The 21,604-nt window shown below is 66.8% G+C and carries 20 protein-coding genes; 13 read left to right on the top strand and 7 right to left on the bottom strand.

The genetic code is table 11. The annotated features are described in order from the left end of the window. Positions 1–64 precede the first annotated feature (64 nt). Both ACNQVK_RS23200 and ACNQVK_RS23195 read left to right on the top strand, forming a co-directional pair. The gene (locus tag ACNQVK_RS23200; protein WP_418031402.1) at positions 65–2,059 is read left to right on the top strand and encodes an APC family permease; all 1,995 of its coding nucleotides are present in this window, start codon (positions 65–67) and stop codon (positions 2,057–2,059) included. Continuing rightward, the gene (locus tag ACNQVK_RS23195; RefSeq protein WP_418031401.1) at positions 2,056–3,276 is read left to right on the top strand and encodes a class I SAM-dependent RNA methyltransferase; all 1,221 of its coding nucleotides are present in this window, start codon (positions 2,056–2,058) and stop codon (positions 3,274–3,276) included. The genes ACNQVK_RS23200 and ACNQVK_RS23195 overlap by 4 nt, the downstream gene beginning before the upstream one ends. Positions 3,277–3,296: 20 nt before the next feature. Here the strand turns inward: ACNQVK_RS23195 and ACNQVK_RS23190 are convergent, their stop codons facing one another. Then, positions 3,297–4,385: a GGDEF domain-containing protein gene (locus ACNQVK_RS23190; protein ID WP_418031400.1), complete on the bottom strand. Its 1,089-nt coding sequence runs from the start codon at positions 4,383–4,385 to the stop codon at positions 3,297–3,299. Between the two features lie 188 nt (positions 4,386–4,573). On the opposite strand from ACNQVK_RS23190, the gene nhaA reads away from it, so the two are divergent. Together nhaA and dxs are read left to right on the top strand one after the other, a co-directional pair. Beyond that, positions 4,574–5,866: a Na+/H+ antiporter NhaA gene (nhaA, locus tag ACNQVK_RS23185; RefSeq protein ID WP_418031399.1), complete on the top strand. Its 1,293-nt coding sequence runs from the start codon at positions 4,574–4,576 to the stop codon at positions 5,864–5,866. A gap of 28 nt (positions 5,867–5,894) precedes the next feature. After that, on the top strand, positions 5,895–7,808 hold the full coding sequence (gene dxs, locus ACNQVK_RS23180; protein ID WP_418031398.1) for a 1-deoxy-D-xylulose-5-phosphate synthase: 1,914 nt from the start codon (positions 5,895–5,897) through the stop codon (positions 7,806–7,808). Here the strand turns inward: dxs and ACNQVK_RS23175 are convergent. Then, on the bottom strand, positions 7,805–8,308 hold the full coding sequence (locus ACNQVK_RS23175) for a phosphate-starvation-inducible PsiE family protein (RefSeq protein ID WP_418031397.1): 504 nt from the start codon (positions 8,306–8,308) through the stop codon (positions 7,805–7,807). The genes dxs and ACNQVK_RS23175 overlap by 4 nt on opposite strands. An 86-nt stretch (positions 8,309–8,394) precedes the next feature. On the opposite strand from ACNQVK_RS23175, the gene ACNQVK_RS23170 reads away from it, so the two are divergent. Further along, positions 8,395–9,294, top strand: a complete 900-nt coding sequence (locus tag ACNQVK_RS23170; RefSeq protein ID WP_418031396.1) for an alpha/beta fold hydrolase — start codon at positions 8,395–8,397, stop codon at positions 9,292–9,294. A 9-nt stretch (positions 9,295–9,303) separates the two neighbouring features. On the opposite strand, the gene ACNQVK_RS23165 is transcribed toward ACNQVK_RS23170, so the two are convergent. Continuing rightward, positions 9,304–10,551, bottom strand: coding sequence for an HRDC domain-containing protein (locus ACNQVK_RS23165; protein ID WP_418031395.1), 1,248 nt, complete (start codon positions 10,549–10,551; stop codon positions 9,304–9,306). Between the two features lies 1 nt (position 10,552). Next, a complete protein-coding gene (locus ACNQVK_RS23160) occupies positions 10,553–11,134 on the bottom strand; it encodes a DUF3000 domain-containing protein (protein ID WP_418031394.1) in 582 nt (193 codons plus the stop codon). A 111-nt stretch (positions 11,135–11,245) separates the two neighbouring features. Between ACNQVK_RS23160 and hemE the strand changes: the two genes are divergently transcribed. From hemE to ACNQVK_RS23140, 4 genes are read left to right on the top strand one after another with little or no spacing between them, the layout of a single operon-like run. After that, complete coding sequence (gene hemE / locus ACNQVK_RS23155; RefSeq protein ID WP_418031393.1) at positions 11,246–12,307, top strand: uroporphyrinogen decarboxylase; 1,062 nt, start codon at positions 11,246–11,248, stop codon at positions 12,305–12,307. Further along, the gene (locus ACNQVK_RS23150; protein ID WP_418031392.1) at positions 12,304–13,659 is read left to right on the top strand and encodes a protoporphyrinogen oxidase; all 1,356 of its coding nucleotides are present in this window, start codon (positions 12,304–12,306) and stop codon (positions 13,657–13,659) included. Before hemE ends, ACNQVK_RS23150 begins: the two co-directional genes overlap by 4 nt. A 4-nt stretch (positions 13,660–13,663) precedes the next feature. Further along, positions 13,664–14,359, top strand: coding sequence for a hydrogen peroxide-dependent heme synthase (hemQ, locus tag ACNQVK_RS23145; protein WP_090425337.1), 696 nt, complete (start codon positions 13,664–13,666; stop codon positions 14,357–14,359). Positions 14,360–14,395: 36 nt separating this feature from the next. Continuing rightward, complete coding sequence (locus ACNQVK_RS23140) at positions 14,396–15,139, top strand: class I SAM-dependent methyltransferase (RefSeq protein ID WP_418031391.1); 744 nt, start codon at positions 14,396–14,398, stop codon at positions 15,137–15,139. On the opposite strand, the gene ACNQVK_RS23135 is transcribed toward ACNQVK_RS23140, so the two are convergent. Further along, complete coding sequence (locus ACNQVK_RS23135; protein ID WP_418031390.1) at positions 15,140–16,108, bottom strand: alpha/beta hydrolase; 969 nt, start codon at positions 16,106–16,108, stop codon at positions 15,140–15,142. A gap of 44 nt (positions 16,109–16,152) precedes the next feature. Here ACNQVK_RS23135 and ACNQVK_RS23130 point away from each other — a divergent pair, with 44 nt between their 5' ends. Further along, positions 16,153–16,770: a TetR/AcrR family transcriptional regulator gene (locus tag ACNQVK_RS23130; RefSeq protein ID WP_418031389.1), complete on the top strand. Its 618-nt coding sequence runs from the start codon at positions 16,153–16,155 to the stop codon at positions 16,768–16,770. 13 nt (positions 16,771–16,783) lie between these two features. On the opposite strand, the gene msrB is transcribed toward ACNQVK_RS23130, so the two are convergent. Both msrB and ACNQVK_RS23120 read right to left on the bottom strand, forming a co-directional pair. After that, on the bottom strand, positions 16,784–17,200 hold the full coding sequence (gene msrB / locus ACNQVK_RS23125; protein ID WP_418031388.1) for a peptide-methionine (R)-S-oxide reductase MsrB: 417 nt from the start codon (positions 17,198–17,200) through the stop codon (positions 16,784–16,786). Positions 17,201–17,271: 71 nt separating this feature from the next. Then, entirely contained in the window at positions 17,272–17,880 is a 609-nt protein-coding gene (locus ACNQVK_RS23120; RefSeq protein ID WP_418031387.1) for a hypothetical protein, read from the bottom strand. 660 nt (positions 17,881–18,540) lie between these two features. On the opposite strand from ACNQVK_RS23120, the gene ACNQVK_RS23115 reads away from it, so the two are divergent. Genes ACNQVK_RS23115 through ACNQVK_RS23105 form a run of 3 tightly spaced genes read left to right on the top strand, consistent with a single transcriptional unit; the run spans position 18,541 to position 21,601 of the window. Continuing rightward, a complete protein-coding gene (locus ACNQVK_RS23115) occupies positions 18,541–19,746 on the top strand; it encodes a DUF1214 domain-containing protein (RefSeq protein WP_418034274.1) in 1,206 nt (401 codons plus the stop codon). Further along, positions 19,743–20,888 (top strand): sulfotransferase family protein, encoded by a 1,146-nt coding sequence (locus ACNQVK_RS23110; protein ID WP_418031386.1) that lies wholly within the window; start codon positions 19,743–19,745, stop codon positions 20,886–20,888. The genes ACNQVK_RS23115 and ACNQVK_RS23110 overlap by 4 nt, the downstream gene beginning before the upstream one ends. Further along, positions 20,888–21,601 carry a TetR/AcrR family transcriptional regulator gene (locus ACNQVK_RS23105; protein ID WP_418031385.1) on the top strand — a complete coding sequence of 238 codons (714 nt, stop codon included), beginning with the start codon at positions 20,888–20,890 and terminating at the stop codon, positions 21,599–21,601. The genes ACNQVK_RS23110 and ACNQVK_RS23105 overlap by 1 nt, the downstream gene beginning before the upstream one ends. Positions 21,602–21,604 lie beyond the last annotated feature (3 nt).

Raw genomic sequence — 21,604 nt, 5'->3', positions numbered from 1 at the left:
TCCGTGCCATCGAACGCTACAGCTTTGTGACGACTTTTCCCGTTCGGGCTTAGTCTTGGCTCTCGTGTCCAAGCTTTCGACGGCGACGCGCCGGTTGGTACTGGGGCGGCCGTTCCGCAGCGACAAGCTCTCTCACACCCTTCTGCCCAAACGGATCGCCCTGCCGGTGTTCGCCTCCGACGCCTTGTCGTCGGTGGCCTACGCGCCGGAGGAAATCTTCCTGGTGCTGTCGGTGGCGGGGCTGACGGCCTACTCCCTGACGCCGTGGATCGGCCTGGCGGTCGCGGGCGTCATGCTGATCGTGATCGCGAGTTACCGGCAGAACGTGCACGCATATCCGTCCGGTGGCGGGGATTACGAGGTCGTCACCACGAACCTCGGACACACCGCCGGGCTCACGGTCGCCAGCGCGCTGATGGTGGATTACGTGCTGACCGTTGCGGTGTCGATGTCGTCGGCGATGTCGAACATCGGGTCGGCGGTGCCGTTCGTCGCGCAGCACAAGGTGCTGTTCGCGGTGGTGGCGATCCTTCTGCTGGCCTCGATGAACCTGCGCGGGCTGCGGGAATCGGGCACCGCGTTCGCGATTCCCACCTACGCCTTCATGATCGGCATGTACATCATGCTGGGCTGGGGGCTGTTCCAGATCTACGTTCTGGATCATCCACTGCGCGCGGAATCCGCCGGTTTCGAGATGCGTCCCGAACACGGCGAGGTGCTCGGCTTCGCACTCGTGTTCCTGGTGGCCCGGGCGTTCTCCTCGGGTTCGGCAGCGCTGACCGGTGTCGAGGCGATCAGCAACGGGGTGCCCGCTTTCCGTAAGCCTAAGTCTCGCAACGCTGCGACCACCCTGCTGCTGCTCGGGGTGATCTCGGTCACCCTGTTCATGGGGATCATCCTGCTGTCCAAGGCGACCGGGGTGCAGATCGCCGAACGGCCCCAGGAGCAGTTGATCGGCGCGCCTCCCGATTACCACCAGAAGACGCTGATCGCGCAGCTCGCCGACGCGGTGTTCCACAACTTCCCGGTGGGTCTGTACCTGATCGCGGGCGTTACCGCGTTGATCCTGGTGTTGGCGGCCAACACCGCGTTCAACGGGTTTCCGGTGCTGGGGTCGATCCTGGCCCAGGACCGGTTCCTGCCGCGGCAGCTGCACACCCGCGGGGACCGGCTGGCATTCTCCAACGGCATCCTGTTCCTGGCCTTCGCCGCGATCGCCTTCGTGGTGGCGTTCCGCGCCGAGGTGACCGCGCTGATCCAGCTCTACATCGTCGGCGTGTTCGTGTCGTTCACCCTCAGCCAGATCGGCATGGTCCGGCACTGGACCCGGTTGTTGCGCACCGAAACCGATCCGGCGGTGCGGCGGCACATGATGCGGTCACGGATCATCAACGCGGTGGGTCTGACGGCCACCGGGACGGTGCTGGTGGTCGTGGTGGTGACCAAGTTCCTCGCCGGTGCCTGGATCGCCATCCTGGCGATGGGTGCGCTGTTCGTCATCATGAAGCTCATCCACAAGCACTACGAAACCGTGGCCCGCGAGCTCGAGAAGGAGGACGAGGAAGCGGGCGACATCGTGCTGCCGAGCCGCAACCACGCGGTGGTCCTGGTGTCGAAGCTGCATCTGCCGACCAAACGGGCGCTGGCCTACGCCCGGGCCACCCGACCGGACGTGCTGGAGGCGATCACGGTCAGCGTCGACGACGCCGAGACCCGTGCGCTGGTGCACCAGTGGGAGGACAGCGATATCAGCGTGCCGCTGAAGGTGATCGCCTCTCCCTATCGTGAAATCACCCGGCCGGTACTCGATTACGTCAAACGGGTCACCAAGGAATCGCCGCGGACCGTGGTGACGGTGTTCATCCCCGAATACGTCGTGGGGCACTGGTGGGAACAGGTACTGCACAACCAGAGCGCGTTGCGGCTCAAGGGCCGGCTGCTGTTCATGCCCAACGTGATGGTGACATCGGTTCCGTGGCAATTGAGTTCGTCCGAGCGGTTGAAGGCGCTACAGCCGCGCGCCACCCCGGGCGACGCTCGCAGGGGATTCCTCGAATGACGGAACTCACGCTGACCACGGGACCGGCGGCCAACGGCGGCAGTTGCGTGGCCCGCCACGACGGCCGGGTGGTGTTCGTCCGTTACGCCCTGCCCGGCGAGACCGTGCGGGTCAAGGTGCTCGACGAACGTGGGTCGTATTGGCACGCCGAGGTCGTCGAGGTCGTGGAGCCTTCCGTCGACCGCGTCGATCCGCTGTGCCCGATCGCCGGGGTCGACGGCGCCGGGTGCTGCGATCTGGCGTTCGCCGAGCCGGAGGCGGCGCGGCGGCTCAAGGGTTCGGTGGTGGCCAACCAATTGGCCCGGCTGGGCGGATTCACCTGGCGCGACGAACAGACGGCAGTCGCCGAACCGGTCGGTGCCGGGGAAGTCCGCGGCTGGCGGACCCGCGTGCGGCTGGACACCACCGCCGACGGCCGGGCCGGATTCCACCGGTACCACAGCGCCGAGCTGGTCACCGACCTCGATTGTGGACAGCTGCCCGCGGAGCTGACCGACGGCCTGGCCGAGATGCGTTGGACGCCGGGTGCGCACGTGCACGTGGTCCTGGACTCCGACGGCCGCAGGCACATCGTGCAATCAGGCCCCAAGGCGACCGGCCGTAAAGGCAGCCGCGCGGGTGGTCCGAAAAATACGACACGGGTCGTCGAAGGCGATTACGAGGCGGTGCAGCGCGTCGGCGGGCGGCAGTGGATGCTGCCGGCGACGGCGTTCTGGCAGGCCCACCGTGATGCGGCGGCCCTCTACAGCGGGTTGGTGGCCGATTGGTCAGGGCTGCAGCCGGGCATGACGGCGTGGGACCTGTACGGCGGTGCCGGGGTGTTCGCCGCGGCGCTGGCCGACCTGGTCGGGCCGGACGGACGCGTGCTGACTGTCGACACCTCACGCGGGGCATCGCGTGCGGCACGCAGCGCGCTGGCCGACCTGCCCTGGGTCTCGGTGGTCACCGAATCGGTGCGTCGCGCGCTGTCGGCCGAGTCGGGACGTCCCGACGTCGCGGTGCTCGACCCGCCGCGCACCGGCGCCGGCCGGGAGGTGATCGATGCGCTCGCCGCCACCGAGGTGCCGAGGGTTATCCACATCGGTTGTGAGGCAGCGTCATTCGCCCGGGACATCGGGCTGTACCTGCGGCACGGTTACGCCGTGGAGGAGCTGCGGGTGTTCGATTCCTTCCCGCTCACCCACCATGTGGAGTGTGTCGCGGTGCTGACCCGCTGACTCGGGTGGCCCCGCGCGGCTCACTCGTGGGCGTCGGGCCCCATCGTCGGGGTGGGGAAGTGCGCATAGGTGGCCCGGTTGCCGCCCTGGGCCCTCGACTGGTTCATCGCGGTGTCGGCCAGCCCCACGAGGGCGTCGACGACCTGCGGGGTGGGCAGTTCGGTCAGCGGGCGCAACTGGCTGCAGGCCGTGCCGATGCTGGCCGTCAGGCGCATGGGCGTGGTGGTGATGGCCATCCGGATCCGGTTGACCAGTGGCGAGGGGTCGTTGGTCTTGAACACGTCGGCGATCAGGAATTCGCTGTCGGACACGTGGGCCAGCGGGACCTTGTGGCGCACCGTCTCACGGATGGCCTGCGCGACGGCGACCCGGGCGTGGAACGTGCTGTGGCTGCCGTCCATGTCGCTGAGTAGCGCCATGTCGTCGATGCCGACCGCCACGACCACCAGGTACTGATCGTCGTGGCGGCTGTGGGAGCCCAGCATCGTGGCGGTGTGCATGTCGAACGCCTCGCGGTTGAGCAGACCGGTCAGCGGGTCGATCTCGGCCGGGTGCTGAACCTTGTCGGGTTCGATCAACTCGACTGCCATCCGGCACAACGCCGAGGTACTCAGGATCACCAGGACTGCGACCAGCGTGCCCACGGCCCCCAGCCAGACATCGGTCAGCCCCACCCGCACGCCCAGGAAGGCCACCACCGCGCTGGAGGTCACCCAGGTCAGGTACAGGACCCGGCGACTGTGCAGGAAGGCCGTATAGGCGGTGATCAGGCTCAGGGAACTGGACCCCATCAGCCCGACGACCGGGTCCACCAGCAGGATGCAGGTCGCCGCGATACAGGCCGTGCCGATGGACACGACGGTCCACGACTGGGTGCGGCTGGGCCATTGCCGCCGCCACCACCATTGCGCCAGGGTCAGGCCGCCGACGGCCACGGCCACAGCCACGTATTGCAGGCCGCCGTGCGGGCCCTTCGGGCTGACCAGCAACAAAAGCGGAACCAGGCTCAAACCGACGATGGTGACCCCGACGAGGCGCTGCATCTGGATGCGCTTGCCCTGCGCAGCGAGCAGCGCGGTACGCGCGTAGTAGTTATCGAATGGACTCAACCCGCACCCCGGAGTAATCGACTTCGCCTTCACCTTACGTAATCATGAGAGCCGCGGTTTTGTCGCCGGTTTGAGGCGCTGCCACGGACTTCGCCGGTATTTGCTCGACCACCTCACCTGTTAGCGTTTACCGCAGGTGTGCCGGGAAGTCTGGTCGGCGTTCGATGCATGCTGACCACAGGAGCCCCATGAGCAATCGCCGTGAACACAGCAGCCGCCGTCTGCTGGCGCGCGGGTCCTGGCCGGAGTGGCAGCGGGTCTCCGAACTGCTGCGCACCGAGACGGTCGGCGGGGCGTTGCTGCTGGCTGCCGCCGGCGCGGCGCTGGTATGGGCCAATTCGCCGTGGTCATCCGGCTATCACCGGCTCTCGGAGTTCACCGTCGGTCCGCAGTCCCTGCATCTTGACCTGAGTCTGTCGGCCTGGGCGGCCGACGGCCTGCTGGCGATCTTCTTCTTCGTCGTGGGCGTGGAGCTCAAGCGCGAGTTCGTCGCGGGCGATCTGCGGGATCCGGCCCGTGCCGCACTGCCGATCGCGGCTGCTGTGGGCGGCATGGTGGTGCCCGCGGCGATCTTCGTCGGGATCAATCTGTTCTCGGGCCATCCGGAGAACCTCGGCGGGTGGGCCGTGCCGATCGCCACCGACATCGCCTTCGCCCTCGCGGTGCTGGCCGTGGTGTCCACCCACCTGCCCACGGCGCTGCGGATCTTCCTGCTGACGCTGGCGGTCGTCGACGATCTGCTGGCCATCACGGTGATCGCCCTTTTCTTCACCGACCACGTGGCGCTCGGGCCCCTGGTGGCAGCGCTGATCCCGATCGGGCTGTATGCGGTCGCGGTGCAGCGGGGGATGCGTCAGTGGTGGATCCTGCTGCCGCCGGCGATCCTGGCCTGGGCGCTCGTGCATGCCAGTGGCGTCCACGCCACGGTGGCCGGGGTGTTGCTCGGTTTCACCGTTCCGGTGCTGGGCCGCCACTCCTCGGCGGAGCACTTCGAACATCTCGTACGGCCACTGTCCGCGGGGTTCGCGGTGCCGGTGTTCGCGTTCTTCGCCGCGGGCGTGACGGTCGGTGGCTGGTCGGGCTTCGCGACCGCGTTGTCGCATCCGGTGACCATCGGGGTGATCGCCGGGCTGGTGCTCGGCAAACCCATCGGCGTGCTGGGAACCACGTATTTGCTGGCCCGCTTCACCCACGCGAGCCTGGACGAGGATCTCGCCTGGCGGGACGTGCTCGGAGTCGCGATGTTGGCCGGGATCGGTTTCACGGTCTCGCTGCTCATCGGGGAACTGGCGTTCGGGCACGCCACCATCGCCGACGACGACGTGAAGATCGCGGTGGTCACCGGATCGGTGGTGGCAGGCCTGCTCGCCGCGGTGGTTCTGGTGTCGCGTAATGCCGCATATCGCCGGATTCACGAGCTGGAAACCGTCGATGCCGACCACGACGGTGTGCCCGACATCTATCAGCCTCGGCAGGACTGACTTCGGGATGCGTGCGTACACTGGCTGGATGCTTGAACAGGTCCGCGGTCCCGCTGATCTGCAGCACCTGTCACAGTCCGAGCTGACTGATTTGGCACAGGAAATCCGTCAGTTCCTGATCCACAAGGTCGCTGCAACCGGTGGACATCTAGGCCCCAATCTGGGTGTCGTCGAACTCACCTTGGCGTTGCATCGTGTGTTCGATTCGCCACACGATCCGATCATCTTCGACACCGGCCATCAGGCCTACGTGCACAAGATGCTGACCGGGCGCGCACCGGATTTCGACACGCTGCGGATGAAGGACGGCCTGTCCGGATACCCGTCGCGCGGCGAGAGCGAGCACGACTGGGTGGAGTCCAGCCACGCCAGCACCGCCCTGTCCTACGCCGACGGTCTGGCCAAGGCCTTCGAGCTGACCGGGCACCGCAATCGCCATGTGGTGGCGGTCGTCGGTGACGGCGCCCTGACCGGTGGCATGTGCTGGGAGGCGCTGAACAACATCGCGACGGGTGGCCGCCCGGTGGTCATCGTCGTCAACGACAACGGCCGCAGCTACGCGCCCACCATCGGCGGATTCGCCGATCACCTCGCGGGCCTGCGCCTGCAGCCGGCCTACGAGCGCATCCTGGAAGAGGGCCGCAAGGCCGTGCGCGGGCTGCCCGTGGTCGGGGAGTTCTGCTACCAGTGCATGCACAGCATCAAGGCGGGCATCAAGGATGCGGTCGCCCCGCAGGTGATGTTCACCGATCTGGGCATCAAGTACGTCGGGCCGATCGACGGTCACGATGAGCACGCGGTGGAGAACGCGCTGCGCAACGCCCGCGGCTTCAATGCCCCGGTGATCGTTCACGTCGTGACCCGCAAGGGCATGGGCTACGCGCATGCCGAGAACGACGAAGCCGAGCTGATGCATCAATGCGGTGTCATCGACCCGGAGACGGGGCTGCCGACGAAGGCCTCGGGTCCTGGTTGGACCTCGGTGTTCTCCGACGAACTGATCAAGATCGGCACCAAGCGCCGTGACATCGTGGCGATCACCGCGGCCATGCCCGGCTCCACGGGGCTGAGTGCGTTCCGGGATCGGTTCCCCGACAGGTTCTTTGACGTCGGCATCGCCGAGCAGCACGCCATGACCTCGGCGGCCGGGCTGGCCATGGGTGGCCTGCATCCGGTGGTGGCGATCTACTCCACGTTCCTCAACCGCGCGTTCGACCAGCTGATGATGGACGTCGCGCTGCACAAGCTGCCCGTCACCGTCGTGCTGGACCGGGCCGGCGTCACCGGACCGGACGGGGCCAGCCACAACGGGGTCTGGGACCTGTCGATCCTGGGTGTCGTCCCGGGCATCCGGGTCGCCGCCCCCCGCGACGGGGCGCGGCTACGAGAAGAACTGGGCGAGGCCCTGGCGGTCAATGACGGCCCGACCGCCCTTCGGTTCCCCAGAGGGGATGTGAGCGAAGATATTCCGGCAGTCGAGCGGCGCGGTGGCATCGACGTGCTCGCCGTCCCGGCAACCGGTCTGACCGACGACGTGCTGCTGGTCGCGGTGGGCTCGTTCGCGACGATGGCCCTGGCGGTCGCCGAGCGGCTGCGCAACCAGGGCATCGGTGTCACGGTGGTGGATCCGCGTTGGGTGCTGCCCGTTCCGGAGGCCCTCGGTGAGCTGGCCCGCGATCACAAACTGGTGGTCACGGTCGAGGACAACGGTGTGCACGGCGGCATCGGCTCGTCGGTGTCCGCAGCGCTGCGCCACTCCGAGATCGATGTGCCGTGCCGCGATCTCGGTGTCCCGCAAGTCTTCCAGGACCATGCTTCGCGAGGAGAGGTGCTTGCCGAGATCGGTCTGACCGACCAGCACATCGCCCGTCAGATCACCGGGTGGATCGCCGCGATCGGCGCGCCGGAGGGCGAGCAGGAAGTCAGCCACCGGGTCGACTAGGAATCGTCGGGCCTGTCGCGAATGTGGTCGGCGCCGGCCCGGTGTAGTCGCAGCACGAAGATGGCGATCGCCAGGACGAGCACCAGAGCGCCCAGCACGCCGACCTGCACGATGGCGCGGGCGAACTCAGGTCCCTTGTCGAACAGGTTGGCCGCGTCGACCGACACCACGACGATTTCCTTGATGCAGGCCAGGATGCCGACTATCAAGAACGGCTCGGCGACGAGCTCGCGGGATCGCAACGAGGTCCGCACGGCGTACAGCAGCTCCACGAAGATGAAGACCAGCAGCAGGCCGTCGAGCATTTCCAGCATGACCTGAGTGGTCGGGGAGTCGCCCAGGTGCAGCAGAATTCTGACCTGAGCGATGATCAGCACGACCGACCCGGTCAGCAGGAGCGCCGCGATCGACCAGTAGACGCCATCCTCGACGATCCTCAGCGCACGGTCCGCGAAGCGCTCCCGCTCCTGCTCGTCGTCCGTTTCTTCCCGCTGCGCCACCGCACCGACGATATTCCAGTCGCGGCGAGGTCATGGGCGAAATCGGGTCGCGAACGCCGGGACGCGCGGTCAACTAGGTTGCAGACATGGACGCCGAATTGCAGAGCTGGAAGGACGCCGGGCAGTTCTTCGACTACCTGGGTTTCGACATCTTCTACCGGGTCGAGGGAACCGGACCGAATCTTCTTCTCATCCACGGCTATCCGTTCAACTCGTGGGACTGGTCGCTGATCTGGCCCACGCTGACCGAGCGGTTCACCGTCATCGCGCCGGACATGATCGGGATGGGTTTCTCCGACAAGCCCGTCGCCTACGGCTACTCGGTGCCCGACCACGCCGACATGCACGAGGCGCTGCTGGATCACCTCGGGGTCGACAGCGCCCACATTCTGGCCCATGACCTGGGAGTGTCGGTCGGCCAGGAACTACTGGCCCGCCACGAGTCCGGTGGACGGTCCTACGGGGCACTGGGCATCGAATCGATCACCTGGCTCAACGGCGGGTTGTTCAACGAGGCCTACACCCCGCGGCTGCTGCAGAAGGCGATGTCGCGAACCCCGTTGGGCGACATCATGAGTCCGCTGCAGGGCAGCCGGTTCTCGCGCCGGATCGTGGAGCCCACCATCAACGAGATGTTCGGGGTGAACACCAAACCGTCGGCCCAGCTGATGGAGAAGTTCCACCAGATCCTTGAGTACAACGACGGCAAGCGGGTCATCCACAAGGTCGGCCGGTTCGTCAACGACCGCTACACCTACCGGAACCGGTGGGTGCGGGCCATGCGGGAGACCGAGGTGTCGATGCGGCTGATCGATGGGCCGTCGGACCCGAATTCAGGTAGGCACATGGCGCAGCGCTATCTCGAGGTGATTCCCGATCCCGACGTGGTGATGCTCGCCGACGACATCGCGCACTGGCCACAGATCGAGGATCCGCAGGGCGTGCTGTCCCATTTCCTGGCTCACATCGACCGCATCGGCGGGTGAGCCGAAGAGTCAGTCGGCGCTGAGTGCGGCGGCCAGCACCGGCGCCGTCAGCTCCCGCTGCCAGGGGCGGACGTTGGCCTCGACCAGGAATTCCGACACCGCGGTGGCCACGTCGCCGGCCGGACGCCAGTCCCAGCACAACCGGCGCACCACCTCGGGGGTGATGAGGTTCTCGGAAGGCACCGATACGCGCTCGGACAGTTCGGCCAGGCCGGCGCGGGCGGCTTCGAGCCGTGCCGCCGCTTCCGGTTTGCGCCTGGCCCAACGGGCCGCCGGCGGCGGGCCGCTCTGGGTGTCGTTGGCCTCTGGCGGGTCGGTGCTCTCCCTGGCCCGGTTCAGTGCGTCCAGCCAGACCTTGGCGCTCTTCCGCTGCTTGGAGCCACCGAAGACCGGCAGTGCGATGAGCTCGTCGACCGTCTTGGGATCGGCCGTGGCCGCGTTGATGATCGCCGAGTCGGGCAGGATCCGTCCGGGCGCGATGTCGCGGCCGCGGGCGATGCTGTCGCGGGTGGTCCACAGCTCGCGGACGGCCGACAGCGCCTGTGGGTTGCGCACCTTGTGGATGCCGGAGGTGCGCCGCCAGCGGTCACGCCGGGTGGGCTGGGCCACGTAGGTGCGCAGGTACTCGAATTCCTGTGCCGCCCAGTCGGTTTTGCCCTGCTCTTCGAGGACCGCGGCGATCGCGTTACGCAGTTCCAGCAGCACCTCGACGTCCAGCGCGGCGTAGTTGAGCCATTCCTGCGGCAGCGGGCGCTTGGACCAGTCGGCGGCGCCGTGCCCCTTCATCAACTGCAGGCCGAGCAGCCGTTGCACCATCGCGGCCAGGTTGACCCGCTCGAAACCCGCCAGCCGGCCGGCCAGCTCGGTGTCGTACAGCCTGGCCGGGCGCAGCCCGATCTCGGACAGGCACGGCAGGTCCTGGTCAGCGGCATGCAGCACCCATTCGTCCTGGGACAGCGCATCGGCGACCGGCGCCATCGCGTCGATGGGGGAGCCGCCGCCGTTGACCGGGTCGATCAGCGCCGTACCCGAGCCGGCGCGCCGGATCTGCACCAGGTATGCGCGGTTGGAGTAGCGGAAGCCGGACGCCCGTTCCGCATCGATGGCGAAGGGACCGCTGCCTTTGGCGAGAGATGTTGCGGCAGAGGATATTTCACCGGCGGTGACGCAGACCTCGGGAACCCCTTCGGCGGGCGACAGCAGCGGGGTCGAGTCGGCCTCTTCGGGCTCGGCTGGTTCTGGGTCTTCGTCAGTCATCTCACGCGCGGGTACGGGAACTCAAGTCGGTCACACCTGCCGGGGGCAACCCTGCAGCGTGCTCAAGCACCTCACAGAATGCCTCCACATGCGGCCCCAACTCCAGGTTGGTGGCGGTCCAGGAGGCCCGCAGTTCGAGCTGGTGTGCCCGCGGCGGGCCAGAGATGTCACCGTAGCGCACCGAGGTGGTGGCGGTGACAGTGCCGCCCAACGCGGTGACGTGTTCGGCCCTTGATTCCAGGGCGTCCACCAGCCAGCTCCAGGCCACCTCGGGCAGCAGCGGGTCGACGGCTTCGCTGGAATCCAGGTCGGCCTGGATATACGCGACGAGCCGCATGGTGCCGTCCCAGGCCTCGGCCCCCTCGGGGTCGTGCAGCAAGATCAGCCGTCCGAACGCGTCACCCTCGGATCGCTCCGGGATGACCGCGGTGTCGGGATGTCGGACCTCGGCGCCCAGCGCGTAGCTGTAAGGCGCCAGCCGCTGTGGCGGGCGTATCGGACCCAGTTCGATTTCCGGCCGTACGGTGGTGGCGTTCATCGCCGCCACCGCCGTCCGGAACTGGGCCGGTTCGGCAGAGGTCACGGCGTTTGACGCTAGCGGATACGGGCAGGACGGGACGCAGGCGCGCCGAAGTCGCGGCGTCACGAACCGGCAACGGTGCGTGCCCACGGGCACGTGGCACCATAGGAGCCGATGAATACCCGCCGGGAGCTGCCCGATTCCCCCTATCTTGCCGCCGTGAGCGGCCGCACCCCGCACCGTGTGCCGGTGTGGTTCATGCGGCAGGCCGGCCGCTCGTTGCCGGAGTACCGCGCGCTGCGTGCCCAGCACCGCATGCTGGAGGCCTGCTTCGACCCCGAACTGGTCTGCGAGATCACCCTGCAGCCGGTGCGCAGGCACGGCGTCGACGCCGCGATCCTGTTCTCCGACATCGTGGTGCCGCTGAAGGCTGCCGGGATCGGTCTGGACATAGTCCCGGACGTGGGACCGGTGATCGAACACCCGATCCGGTCGGTGGCCGATGTCGAAGGCATGAAACCGCTTGATCAGGCACAGGTTTCGCCGGTGACCGAAGCCGTCTCGATGCTGGTGGGCGAGCTGGGCGAGGTGCCGCTGATCGGCTTCGCGGGCGCGCCCTTCACCCTTGCCTCCTACCTCGTCGAGGGCGGCCCCAGTCGTCACCACGAACGCACCAAGGCGATGATGCTCGGTGAGCCGGCGACCTGGCACGCGCTGATGACGGCATTGACCGATCTGACCATCACCTTCCTGCAGGCCCAGGTCGACGCGGGGGTCGACGCCCTGCAGGTGTTCGACTCCTGGGCCGGGACGTTGTCACTGGCCGACTACCGCACCTACGTGCTTCCGCACACCACGCGGGTGTTCGCCACCATGGCCGCAGCGGGCGTGCCGATGACCCATTTCGGTGTCGGCACCGCGGAGCTGCTCGGGGCGATGTCCGAGGCCTTGGGCTCGGCGCCGGCCACCATGGTCGGGGTGGACTGGCGCACCTCGCTGGTCGACGCCGCGGCCCGGGTCAAGCCGGGCTGCGCGCTGCAGGGCAACCTCGATCCGGTGGTGTTGCTGGCGGGCTGGCCGGTGGCCGAGGTGGCCGTGCGGCGCGTGGTCGACGACGGGCGTGCCGCGGTGGCGGCCGGAGCGGCGGGTCACGTCTTCAACCTTGGCCACGGTGTGCTGCCGGCGACCGACCCCGGCATCATCACCGAGGCGGTGACGCTGGTGCACTCGCTGTGAGTGCGTCCTATTGCGTTGTCGGCGGCGGTATTTCAGGACTCGTCGCGGCGTATCGCTTGCGGCTCGCGGCCGGACCGCGGGCCCAGATCACCCTGCTCGATCCGGCTGACCGGCTCGGCGGTGTGCTTCGCACCGAACGGGTCGGCGGGCAACCGTTCGATGTCGGCGCCGAGGCATTCATCGTGCGCAGACCCGAGATGCTGGACCTTCTGGCCGAGCTCGGCCTGGCCGGCCGCCGGGTCAGCCCCACGGGTACCCGGCCGCTGATCTACAGCGGGGCGCGGCTGCACCAGCTGCCGCAAGGCACGTTGCAGGGCATTCCGGCGCAGGCGTCGTCGTTGCTCGGGCTTGTCGACGACGAGACCGTGGCGCGCATCCACGACGAGCGCGCTCGGCCCCTGCGGTGGAGCCGGGGCGCCGATCCGTCTGTCGCCGAACTGGTCGGTGACCGGTTCGGCTCGCAGGTGGTGACCCGGTCCGTCGACCCGTTGCTCACCGGCGTGTACGCGGGGTCCTCGGCGACGATCGGATTGCGCTCGGCGGTGCCGTCGCTGGCGGCCGCGCTGGACCGCGGGGCGCACAGCCTCACCGAGGCGGTGCGTGAGGCGCTGCCGCCCCCCTCGGACGCGCCGGTGTTCGGTGCGGTCGACGGCGGTTACACGGTGCTGCTGGAGGAGCTGCGTCGCCGGGCCGATGTGCGCTGGGTCCAGGTTGCCGGGGTGCGGGTGGATCGTCGCGGACAGGGTTGGTCGGTGCTCGACGACGAGGGTGCCAGTTGGCACGCCGACGCGGTGCTGCTGGCGGTTCCGGCGCCGCACCTGCCGTCGCTGATCGAACACATCGCCCCGCGTACGGCGGCCGCGGCCAGACGTATCCGGGTGGCCTCGGCGGCAGTCGTGGCCCTGGCGCTGCCGGGCGGAACACCGCTGCCGCAGCAATCGGGTGTGCTGGTGGCCGCGGGCGAGCATCTCAACGCCAAGGCGGTCACCATGTCGTCGCGCAAGTGGGGCCGGCGCGGGAACGTCGAAATGGTGCGGTTGTCGTTCGGGCGCTACGGCGACGACATGGCCGCAAACACGGGCGACGACGATCTGCTGGCCTGGTCGGCGCGCGATCTGAACACGCTGTTCGGGGTCACCGTGGACCCGGTGGACAGCCATGTGCACCGCTGGATCGACGCGATGCCGCAGTACGGCCCCGGCCACGGTGATCTGGTCGCTGAACTGCGTGCGGGACTGCCCCCGACGCTCGCGGTGGCCGGCGGTTATCTGGACGGGATCGGGGTGCCTGCGTGTGTGGGCACCGCCACCCGGGCGGCCGCGGAACTGGTGTACAGCGGCGTGGCACGATAGGCGTATGGCCAAGCTCGACTACGACGAACTGAACTCCACCATCCGCTACCTGATGTTCTCGGTGTTCGCGGTGAGCCCCGGGGAGCTGGGCGACGAACGGACCCCGGTGATCGACGAGGCGACGGCCTTCTTCAAGACCCAGGAAGAGCGTGGCGTGGTGGTGCGCGGCCTGTACGACGTGGCCGGCCTGCGGGCCGACGCGGACTTCATGGTCTGGACCCACGCCGACAACATCGAGGCGCTGCAGGCGACCTACTCGGACTTCCGGCGTACCACCGCGCTGGGCCGGGTCAGCGACCCGGTGTGGAGCAGCGTGGCGCTGCACCGCCCGGCCGAGTTCAACAAGAGCCACGTCCCGGCCTTCATCGCCGGTGAGGACCCGGGCAACTACATCTGCGTGTACCCGTTCGTGCGTTCCTACGAGTGGTACCTGCTGCCCGACGAGGAGCGTCGCCGCATGCTCTCCGAGCACGGCATGGCCGCCCGCGGCTACAAGGATGTGCGGGCCAACACAGTGCCCGCGTTCGCCCTCGGCGACTACGAGTGGATCCTGGCCTTCGAGGCGCCCGAGTTGCACCGCATCGTCGACCTGATGCGCGACCTGCGCGCCACCGACGCCCGTCGCCACACCCGCGAGGAGACGCCGTTCTTCACCGGCCCACGGGTCAGCGTCGAGGACCTGGTCGCGAAGCTGCCCTGACCTGGGTTTTTAGTTAGCGGGTCTACCCTCGCGGACATGACTGCTCCGCAAGAATCCGATCGCTTCGAAGAGATGTACCGCGACGAGCGGACTGCGCACGGACTGCCCGCCGCGACGCCATGGGACATCGGTGGGCCGCAGCCGGTCGTGCAGCAGCTCGTCGCGCTGGGCGCCGTTCGGGGCGAGGTGCTCGATCCTGGTACCGGGCCCGGTCACCACGCCATCCACTATGCGTCAAAAGGGCTGTCGGCCACGGGTGTTGACGCGTCACCGGCCGCAATCGAGCGGGCTCGGCAGAACGCCCGGAAGGCGGGTGTGACGGTGGACTTCCAGGTGGCCGACGCGACGAAGCTGGAGGGGCTGGAGGGGAGGTTCGACACCGTCGTCGACACCGCCTTCTACCACGTTTTCACCGATGAGCCAGAACTGCAGAATTCGTACGTGCGGGCGCTGCACCGGGCCACGAAACCCGGTGCGCGGCTGTACATGTACGAGTTCGGTGAGCACAACGTCAACGGCTTCAGGATGCCGCGTTCGATGTCTGTAGACGATTTCCGTGACGTCCTCCCGGACGCCGGCTGGGAGATCACCTATCTCGGAACCACGACCTATCAGGGCAATGTCAGCGTCGAGGTCTTCGAGATGATGGCTGCTCGCAACCCTGACATGGCCGACGGGATGACCCCGCTGCTGGAACGGTTGCGGGTGATCGAACCGTGGCTGGTCGACGGCCGGGTGCACATGCCGTTCTGGGAGGTGCACGCCACCCGCGTCGACTGATCACCGCGTGTTGACGGTGACGAATTCGGTAATGGCGTCCTGCATTTGAGTCAGGCCGGGTTCTTCGAGCGGGTAGTGGCCCGCATTGGCCAGCATCACCGTCTGCACTGGCACGCGGGTGATGCGCGACAGCACGGGCTGGCTCAATTCGATTGGGGTCCAGCGGTCTTCGGCGGGCTGGGTCAGCAGAATCGGGCAGGCGTCGAATTCGGCCGGTTCGACGGCCGGGGTGTAGTTCAAATAGCTGCTGAGGAAGCGGATGGGCACCCAGTTTCCGCCGGACGTGCGGTCGGCGGTCATGATCTTCAGGGCGGCACGGTCGTTGACCAGGGCGGACATCTTCGAGGCCAGGGTCATCGGGATGCGCACGCGCGCCGCGGGAGTGCGGGCCAGTAGATCCATCGCGGGGACACCGAACCGCGCGGTCAGTTTGTCGTGGGCGGTGTCGTTGCGGACCTTCCGGTTGCGCTGATCCAAGAAGGTCATGCCGACGATTCCGCGCAACGTGCCTTTCGGCGCTTTGGCGGCGACGTGATAGGTGAGCATGCCTCCGGCGCTCAGGCCGTAGAGCACGATCGGTCTGTCGTCCCTCGATTGTTCGTAGGCCAGGAAGTCCACCACGAGATCGACCCAGTCGTCGTAGGACACCGGGGCGCCGGGGCGGACCTGGGTCAGGCCGTACCCGAGGTTGTCGAGTGCGACGGTTTCGAAGCCGCGCTGCGCCAAGGGGGCCCCGACGATCAGGCTCATCTGCCTGCCGTTGGTGCCGACGCCGTGATGCAGCACGATCTTCGCCCGGGCGTCGGGGCTCGCGTAGCGGTCCAGGTGTACTCGGTGTCCGTTCCAGTCCCAGAACTCTTCGGCGGGAGCCGTCTGGTCGGTCAGTCGCAACCGATCGGGAAGGTAGTTCTGTAGGCGACGCCAGGCCTGCTGATCACGGTAGAACTCTCCATGTGGAATCTGTTCCATAATTGGAATCTACTCCAAATATGGATTCGAGTACAGTTCCGGGAGTGGATGAGCGCAACGTCACTCGGACCGCCCGGCGAGCGGAGGCCAATCGCCAGGCGATCATCGACGCCGCGGAGGAACTGCTCACGGAGGGCGGCATGAATGCCGTCACCGTGGAAGCCGTGGCCGAGCGCGCCGACGTCGCGATCCAGACCGTCTACAACCGGGTGGGGCGCCGGCCGGAAGTCCTGGTGGCCATCGCCGAACGTGCCGTCGACGAGAATCGCCGCTACATGGACGCCGCCTTCGCGGCCGAAGGCACCCCCACCGAACGGCTGATTGCCGCGGCGCGGGCGTATCTGGATTTCGCCTGGCATCGGCCCCACCAGTTTCAGGTGCTCAGCAATCCGCCCGAGGAGCCGCAGACCCTCGAGCGCATCGCCGACAAGATCGACGAGCAGATGGGAAAGCTCGCCGCTGTTCTGGCCGCCGGTGTGGCCGACGGAAGTTTCGCGCTGTCAGTTCAGCCCGACGCCGCCGCGGTCGCGCTGTGGGGAATGATGGACGGCATCCTCGACCTCGGGTGGCGCGCGGACCGCAAAGTGGTTGAACCGCAACGACTGCGGGAAATAGCTGAGTTCGCGATGGCAACCGTGCTGAACGGAATCCTGGCTCGGTGACTACGGCCGCCCGTCACTCCGGCTTGGGCACCAGCTTCAGCGAGATCGAGTTGATGCAGTACCGCTGATCGGTTGGAGTGGGGTAACCCTCGCCCTCGAACACGTGCCCCAGGTGGCTGTGGCAGTTGGCGCACAGCACCTCGACGCGGCGCATGCCCAACGAGGTGTCCGACCGCAGGATCACCGCGGCGGAATCCGCCGGATCGAAGAACGACGGCCAACCGCAGTGGGATTCGAACTTCTCGGTGCTGCGGAACAGCTCTGCGCCGCACGCCCGGCACTCGTACACGCCTTCGGTCTTGGTGTCGGTGTACTCGCCGGTGAAGGGCCGCTCGGTGCCCGCCCGGCGCAGCACCGCGAACTCCTCTGGAGTCAGTTTCTCGCGCCACTCGTCATCGGTCAGTTGCAGCTTGGGACCGTCGGTCGTCATACCCCCAAATTACGTGGTGCCCAGGGGTGCGCGCCAGGTACGACAGATCTGTATGAGCCGGGGCGTCGCGTTCACGGCGATCCGCCACCGGGGCTTACGCGATCGAGGTCGACGCCACGGTCGAGCGGATACCAGGACGTGCAACTGCGAAGAAACTCGGTTGCGACCGGCCTCGCGGAAAGTGACGCCGCACGCATCGCGTGCGCCTTGAACGCCTGCGCCGCCCGACTCAATTGATATTGCACTGCCTCGAAGTTCCTACCGGATGTGAATCCGCCGTCGCCCCAGATGGTGATCTCGATACCCGGATCTCGCATCAGCGCGTGTACCTGCGTGCGGATCGGGTTGGCGGGCGACAGCACGCCGATCCCGACTGCCAGCGCGGCGGGTCTGGAGGTGAACCACGACGGGTCCGATTCGGTGTCGGCATGCGTGGCACTGACACCGAGTATCGCCAGCGGTTTCGCGTCGCAGTCGGGAGGGATGACCGCCTCGATGCGCCACCCGGCCCGGACGCGGTCGATCATCCATCCTCCCGCTGCGCACACCGCCTCGCCGACGTCGTCGGTGACGAGCGTCATTGTGTATCGGCTCAGCGACTCGCCGCTGCGCACCAGACCCGAGCGCTGGTGTTCGGTAGGCCTCCCGTCACGGAAATGGCCGGAGTCTCGGTCGTTCATTCGAATCAACCCCACTTCATGGCGATATGCGTTCGGGCGGTGACCGACCGACGAATGCTCGGGCGCCGGCCGGCCTGCTTCGGATACATCGCAGTGTGACACCAGCGGCATGATATGTAAACAAGAGGCGGCCACCTGCGGTGCCAGGTTCGGCCCCGATGTCGATGCGCGAGTGCGCACCGGCGGTTGCCGCATTCGGAGAGTGCCCATATTGAAAGTGTTGATGTACAGGAGTATTGGCGGCATCGGCTGGTTTCACGCTCGGGGGATGCCGCGGGGGCATCGCGACGAGTGATGGGGATAGGTCGCGGGAGCTGTGCGCGGGCGCCGACTGCTGCGAAGTTTTATGCATTACATATCGAGCTAGTCGCGTTACGAAGAAGAAGTGTCCGATCGAGTCAAGGTGAGGGTTTCCCGGGCCGGTAGTGCACGAGCTGTGGAGCCGCCTTGCCTGGATATTCTTTGTCGCCGGTCGATTCGCGGAGTTGTGGCCATGCCACCGGAGAATCAGCATGTCCTGGTCGTCTGTTGACATCAATGGGGTCCGGTGTAATAGTCCAGGGCATCAATCGAAAACGATGTTTTCAAAACTGCGCGTCGCGCGATGGAATCGGAGGTAGCGTGGCTGACGAGGCGGCGCCGACGGCGTGGAAGAACCCGATGGCATGGCTGCCCCACTCGATCGCCGAGGCCGCCCTGTCGGGGACCGGCGGTGACGATGTCGAGATGGCCGCGGCGTGGGCTCACCTTCAGGAGCGCCTGTCTGCGGCAGAGCAACTCGTGGTGTCTACGCCGGTCAACAAGAACCGGCTGGACTACGCCGCGGGCATGCGCCACCTGATGATTCTGTTGGCAGTCGGGATCGACATGGCGCTGCGGGTGGACCCCGATCCGATCCTGGCGGTCACCCGCGCCAGGATGGATGACGTGGTCACCTGGGGACTGGAGTGCCCGGACTGCGTGTACATGAATGCCAACCTCCGTGCCGGCGAGACCTATCGGCTGTTCGGCAACCGGGGCACTGCCCGCTACGTGGGGTTGCAGACCATGGACGGGATGGCAGCGACCGCCAACCGGCTTGTCGACGAACTCGAGGTGGACCCTGACGGGAACTTCGAGGCGATCCTTTCGGCCGACGAACACGAGGGGAACTGGCTGCAACTCGCCGGGGACCATCCCACGCTGACGGTGCGGAACTTCCTCTACGACTGGGACTCCGAGACTCTGGCGAGGTTGCAGATCGAGCGCATCGGCGATGAAGTCGAACCAACAGATCGGTCCGTCGACCTGGATGTCTCGGTGGCACGTCAGCTGTTCGCGCTGGGCGAGTTCGTCTACGACAACCTGAAATTCTTCCTGGACTTCGGTGCCATGGCCGAGGCCAATGGGTTCGTCCCGCCGATGGACATGAGTTCGATGGGGGCGGCCGCCGAAAATCGGCCCGTCATCGGGCGATTCGAGTTGGATCCTGATCAGGCGCTGATCCTCGAGTTCACGCCGCCCGAAGGTGTGTACTGGAGTATCTCGCTCGGCAACCCATGGCTGGAGACGATCAACTACGGGCGGCACCAGTCCAGCCTCAACGGTCACCAGGCGGTCGAGGATGCCGACGGGAAGGTCCGTTTCGTGCTGTCGGCACGGGATCCAGGCGTGACCAACTGGCTGGACACTGCCGGACACAGCAATGGCGCAATGCTCTTGCGTTGTGTGCGAACCGAAAGCGCGCCGGTGCCCGAGACGCGTGTCGTCAACCTCGACCGGGTGACATCGGCGTTGCCTGCCGGCACCAGCATGACGACCCCTGAAGTACGTGCCCGGGTCATCGACGCGCGTCGCCGCGCGGTACACGAGAGGTTCGTCAGATGACATTGTGTGCCGACGAACTGGAGGAGGGTGCGTGCGCCGCCACCGGTCTGGAGGACTTCGGTACGTCCTACTACCGAGAGGGCCTCGAGCGGACGGTGGACGCGCTGAACAACGAGGCTCAGCTCAACGACCTGGGCCGGGTGATGCAGCACGCGACCATCAGCAACGCCCTGATCCAACGGCTCAAGATCATCGACACGTACAAGCGGCATCCCGAGATCGACGACGAGGTGATCGAGGGTCCCGTCGTCATTCTCGGACTGCCGCGCACCGGCACAACAGCTTTGGGACAACTGGTGGCGAACGACCCGCAATTCCGGTCATTGCGGACCTGGGAATCGCAGGCACCGACGCCGCCGCCGGAAGCGGCGACGCAGCACACCGATCCGAGGATCGCCCAGGCTGCCGAGGGCATCGCGATGATCAATCAGATGTTCCCCGACTTCAAGGCGATGATGAGCAGTGAGCCCGAAGCGGCGACCGAATGCCAGGATCTGATGGGCATGAGTTTCCGTACCTACCACTTCGACGGTGTCGTTCGAGTGCCGGGATACGTGGAGTGGCTGCTGCGGACGGATATGCGCGAAACGTACGAATACCACAAGCAGGTGCTCAAGCTCTTGCAATGGCACTGTAAGCCGAGCTTGTGGCACCTGCGGACACCCGTGCACATGTTCGCCCTCGACGCTTTCGTCGAGACGTATCCCGACGCGAAATTCCTTTGGAGCCACCGTGATCCGGCGAAAGTTCTGGGTTCGGTATGCAGTCTGATCGCCTATATCCGCAGCTGGAGCAGCGACTACACCGACCCGGCGGAGCTCGGTGCGGAGCAGTTGGCATGGTGGGTCGAGGGCATGGGCCGAGCCATGGACTTCCGTAGGAAATTCGGCGATGACCGCTTTGTCGATGTGTCGTTCGCCGACCTGCAGACCGACTCGGTGAGGACGGTGGCCGACAGCTACGCCAAACTGGGCCTCACCTTCACCGACGCCGCGCGCGCCAAGGTCCAGGAATGGGCGGACGGGCACCAGCCCGGCCAGCGAGGAATGCACAACTACGAGCTGGCGGACTACGGACTCACTGAAGAACAAGTCCGGGAAGCATTCGGCGAATACCTCGCGACCTACGACGCGACAGCCTGATGGAAACCGCTACCGCGGGCGGCAGGAAGAAGCTCGAGCCAGATCCACGGATTCGCAGCGCAATTCTGACCGCCGCCGCCGAGATCGTCCGCGAGGACGGCGTCAGTGCCCTCAGTATCGCGGAGGTGCTGAATCGGTCGAAACTGGGCACCCGGGCGTTCTATCGGCATTTCGATTCGAAGGACCAGCTCGTATCGGCGCTGTTCCTTGAGATGGCGCGCGCCGAGGTGCAACGGCTCGAGCGGCACATGGCGGCCGCCCCCGACGCGATTCGTGCCGTGGCCGCCTGGATCGATGGTCGACTGGACCTCGCGTTCGACGCAGGCATCCGTTCAGACCTGCGTCAGATGTCGCTGGAGGCCCAATCCCAGATGTTCGCCGCGCCCGAATTGGTCGGTCCGGCCTATCGCGAGATGCTCCGCCCACTCGTCGACCAGCTCGAAAACGGCCGGCACACGGGACTGTTCGACGACATAGACCCCGAGGTCGAGGTCCTCTCGATTCAGGGCGTCGTGTGGTCGAACGTCGAGCGTCAATGGGCAACGCCGGGTTGCGACCTCCAGGAAATCCGGGCGCATGTACTGCGCTTCTGCCTTCGCGGGCTCGGAGTTGCGCCCGAGATCATCCAAGCAGTCGTGAACGAACCACGGTCTGAGCGCAAACCGTTGAAGCGCAACGTGTCCAAGAGCCGCGTGCGCACACGATCGAGATAGGGA

This window comes from Mycobacterium sp. 134, assembly GCF_048282715.1.
Lineage (GTDB): Bacteria > Actinomycetota > Actinomycetes > Mycobacteriales > Mycobacteriaceae > Mycobacterium > Mycobacterium septicum.
Note: the sequence above shows the minus strand (reverse complement) of the source record. Positions and strands in the feature narration are given on the sequence as shown.

What these genes read in the sequence shown, in the direction of transcription:
- ACNQVK_RS23195 (WP_418031401.1), top strand. Translation starts at nt 2,056, where the DNA reads ATGACGGAACTCACGCTGACCACGGGACCGGCGGCCAACGGCGGCAGT.
- nhaA (WP_418031399.1), top strand. Translation starts at nt 4,574, where the DNA reads ATGAGCAATCGCCGTGAACACAGCAGCCGCCGTCTGCTGGCGCGCGGG.
- dxs (WP_418031398.1), top strand. Translation starts at nt 5,895, where the DNA reads ATGCTTGAACAGGTCCGCGGTCCCGCTGATCTGCAGCACCTGTCACAG.
- ACNQVK_RS23170 (WP_418031396.1), top strand. Translation starts at nt 8,395, where the DNA reads ATGGACGCCGAATTGCAGAGCTGGAAGGACGCCGGGCAGTTCTTCGAC.
- ACNQVK_RS23165 (WP_418031395.1), bottom strand. Translation starts at nt 10,551, where the DNA reads ATGACTGACGAAGACCCAGAACCAGCCGAGCCCGAAGAGGCCGACTCG.
- hemE (WP_418031393.1), top strand. Translation starts at nt 11,246, where the DNA reads ATGAATACCCGCCGGGAGCTGCCCGATTCCCCCTATCTTGCCGCCGTG.
- hemQ (WP_090425337.1), top strand. Translation starts at nt 13,664, where the DNA reads ATGGCCAAGCTCGACTACGACGAACTGAACTCCACCATCCGCTACCTG.
- ACNQVK_RS23140 (WP_418031391.1), top strand. Translation starts at nt 14,396, where the DNA reads ATGACTGCTCCGCAAGAATCCGATCGCTTCGAAGAGATGTACCGCGAC.
- ACNQVK_RS23135 (WP_418031390.1), bottom strand. Translation starts at nt 16,108, where the DNA reads ATGGAACAGATTCCACATGGAGAGTTCTACCGTGATCAGCAGGCCTGG.
- msrB (WP_418031388.1), bottom strand. Translation starts at nt 17,200, where the DNA reads ATGACGACCGACGGTCCCAAGCTGCAACTGACCGATGACGAGTGGCGC.
- ACNQVK_RS23120 (WP_418031387.1), bottom strand. Translation starts at nt 17,880, where the DNA reads ATGAACGACCGAGACTCCGGCCATTTCCGTGACGGGAGGCCTACCGAA.
- ACNQVK_RS23115 (WP_418034274.1), top strand. Translation starts at nt 18,541, where the DNA reads ATGGCATGGCTGCCCCACTCGATCGCCGAGGCCGCCCTGTCGGGGACC.
- ACNQVK_RS23110 (WP_418031386.1), top strand. Translation starts at nt 19,743, where the DNA reads ATGACATTGTGTGCCGACGAACTGGAGGAGGGTGCGTGCGCCGCCACC.
- ACNQVK_RS23105 (WP_418031385.1), top strand. Translation starts at nt 20,888, where the DNA reads ATGGAAACCGCTACCGCGGGCGGCAGGAAGAAGCTCGAGCCAGATCCA.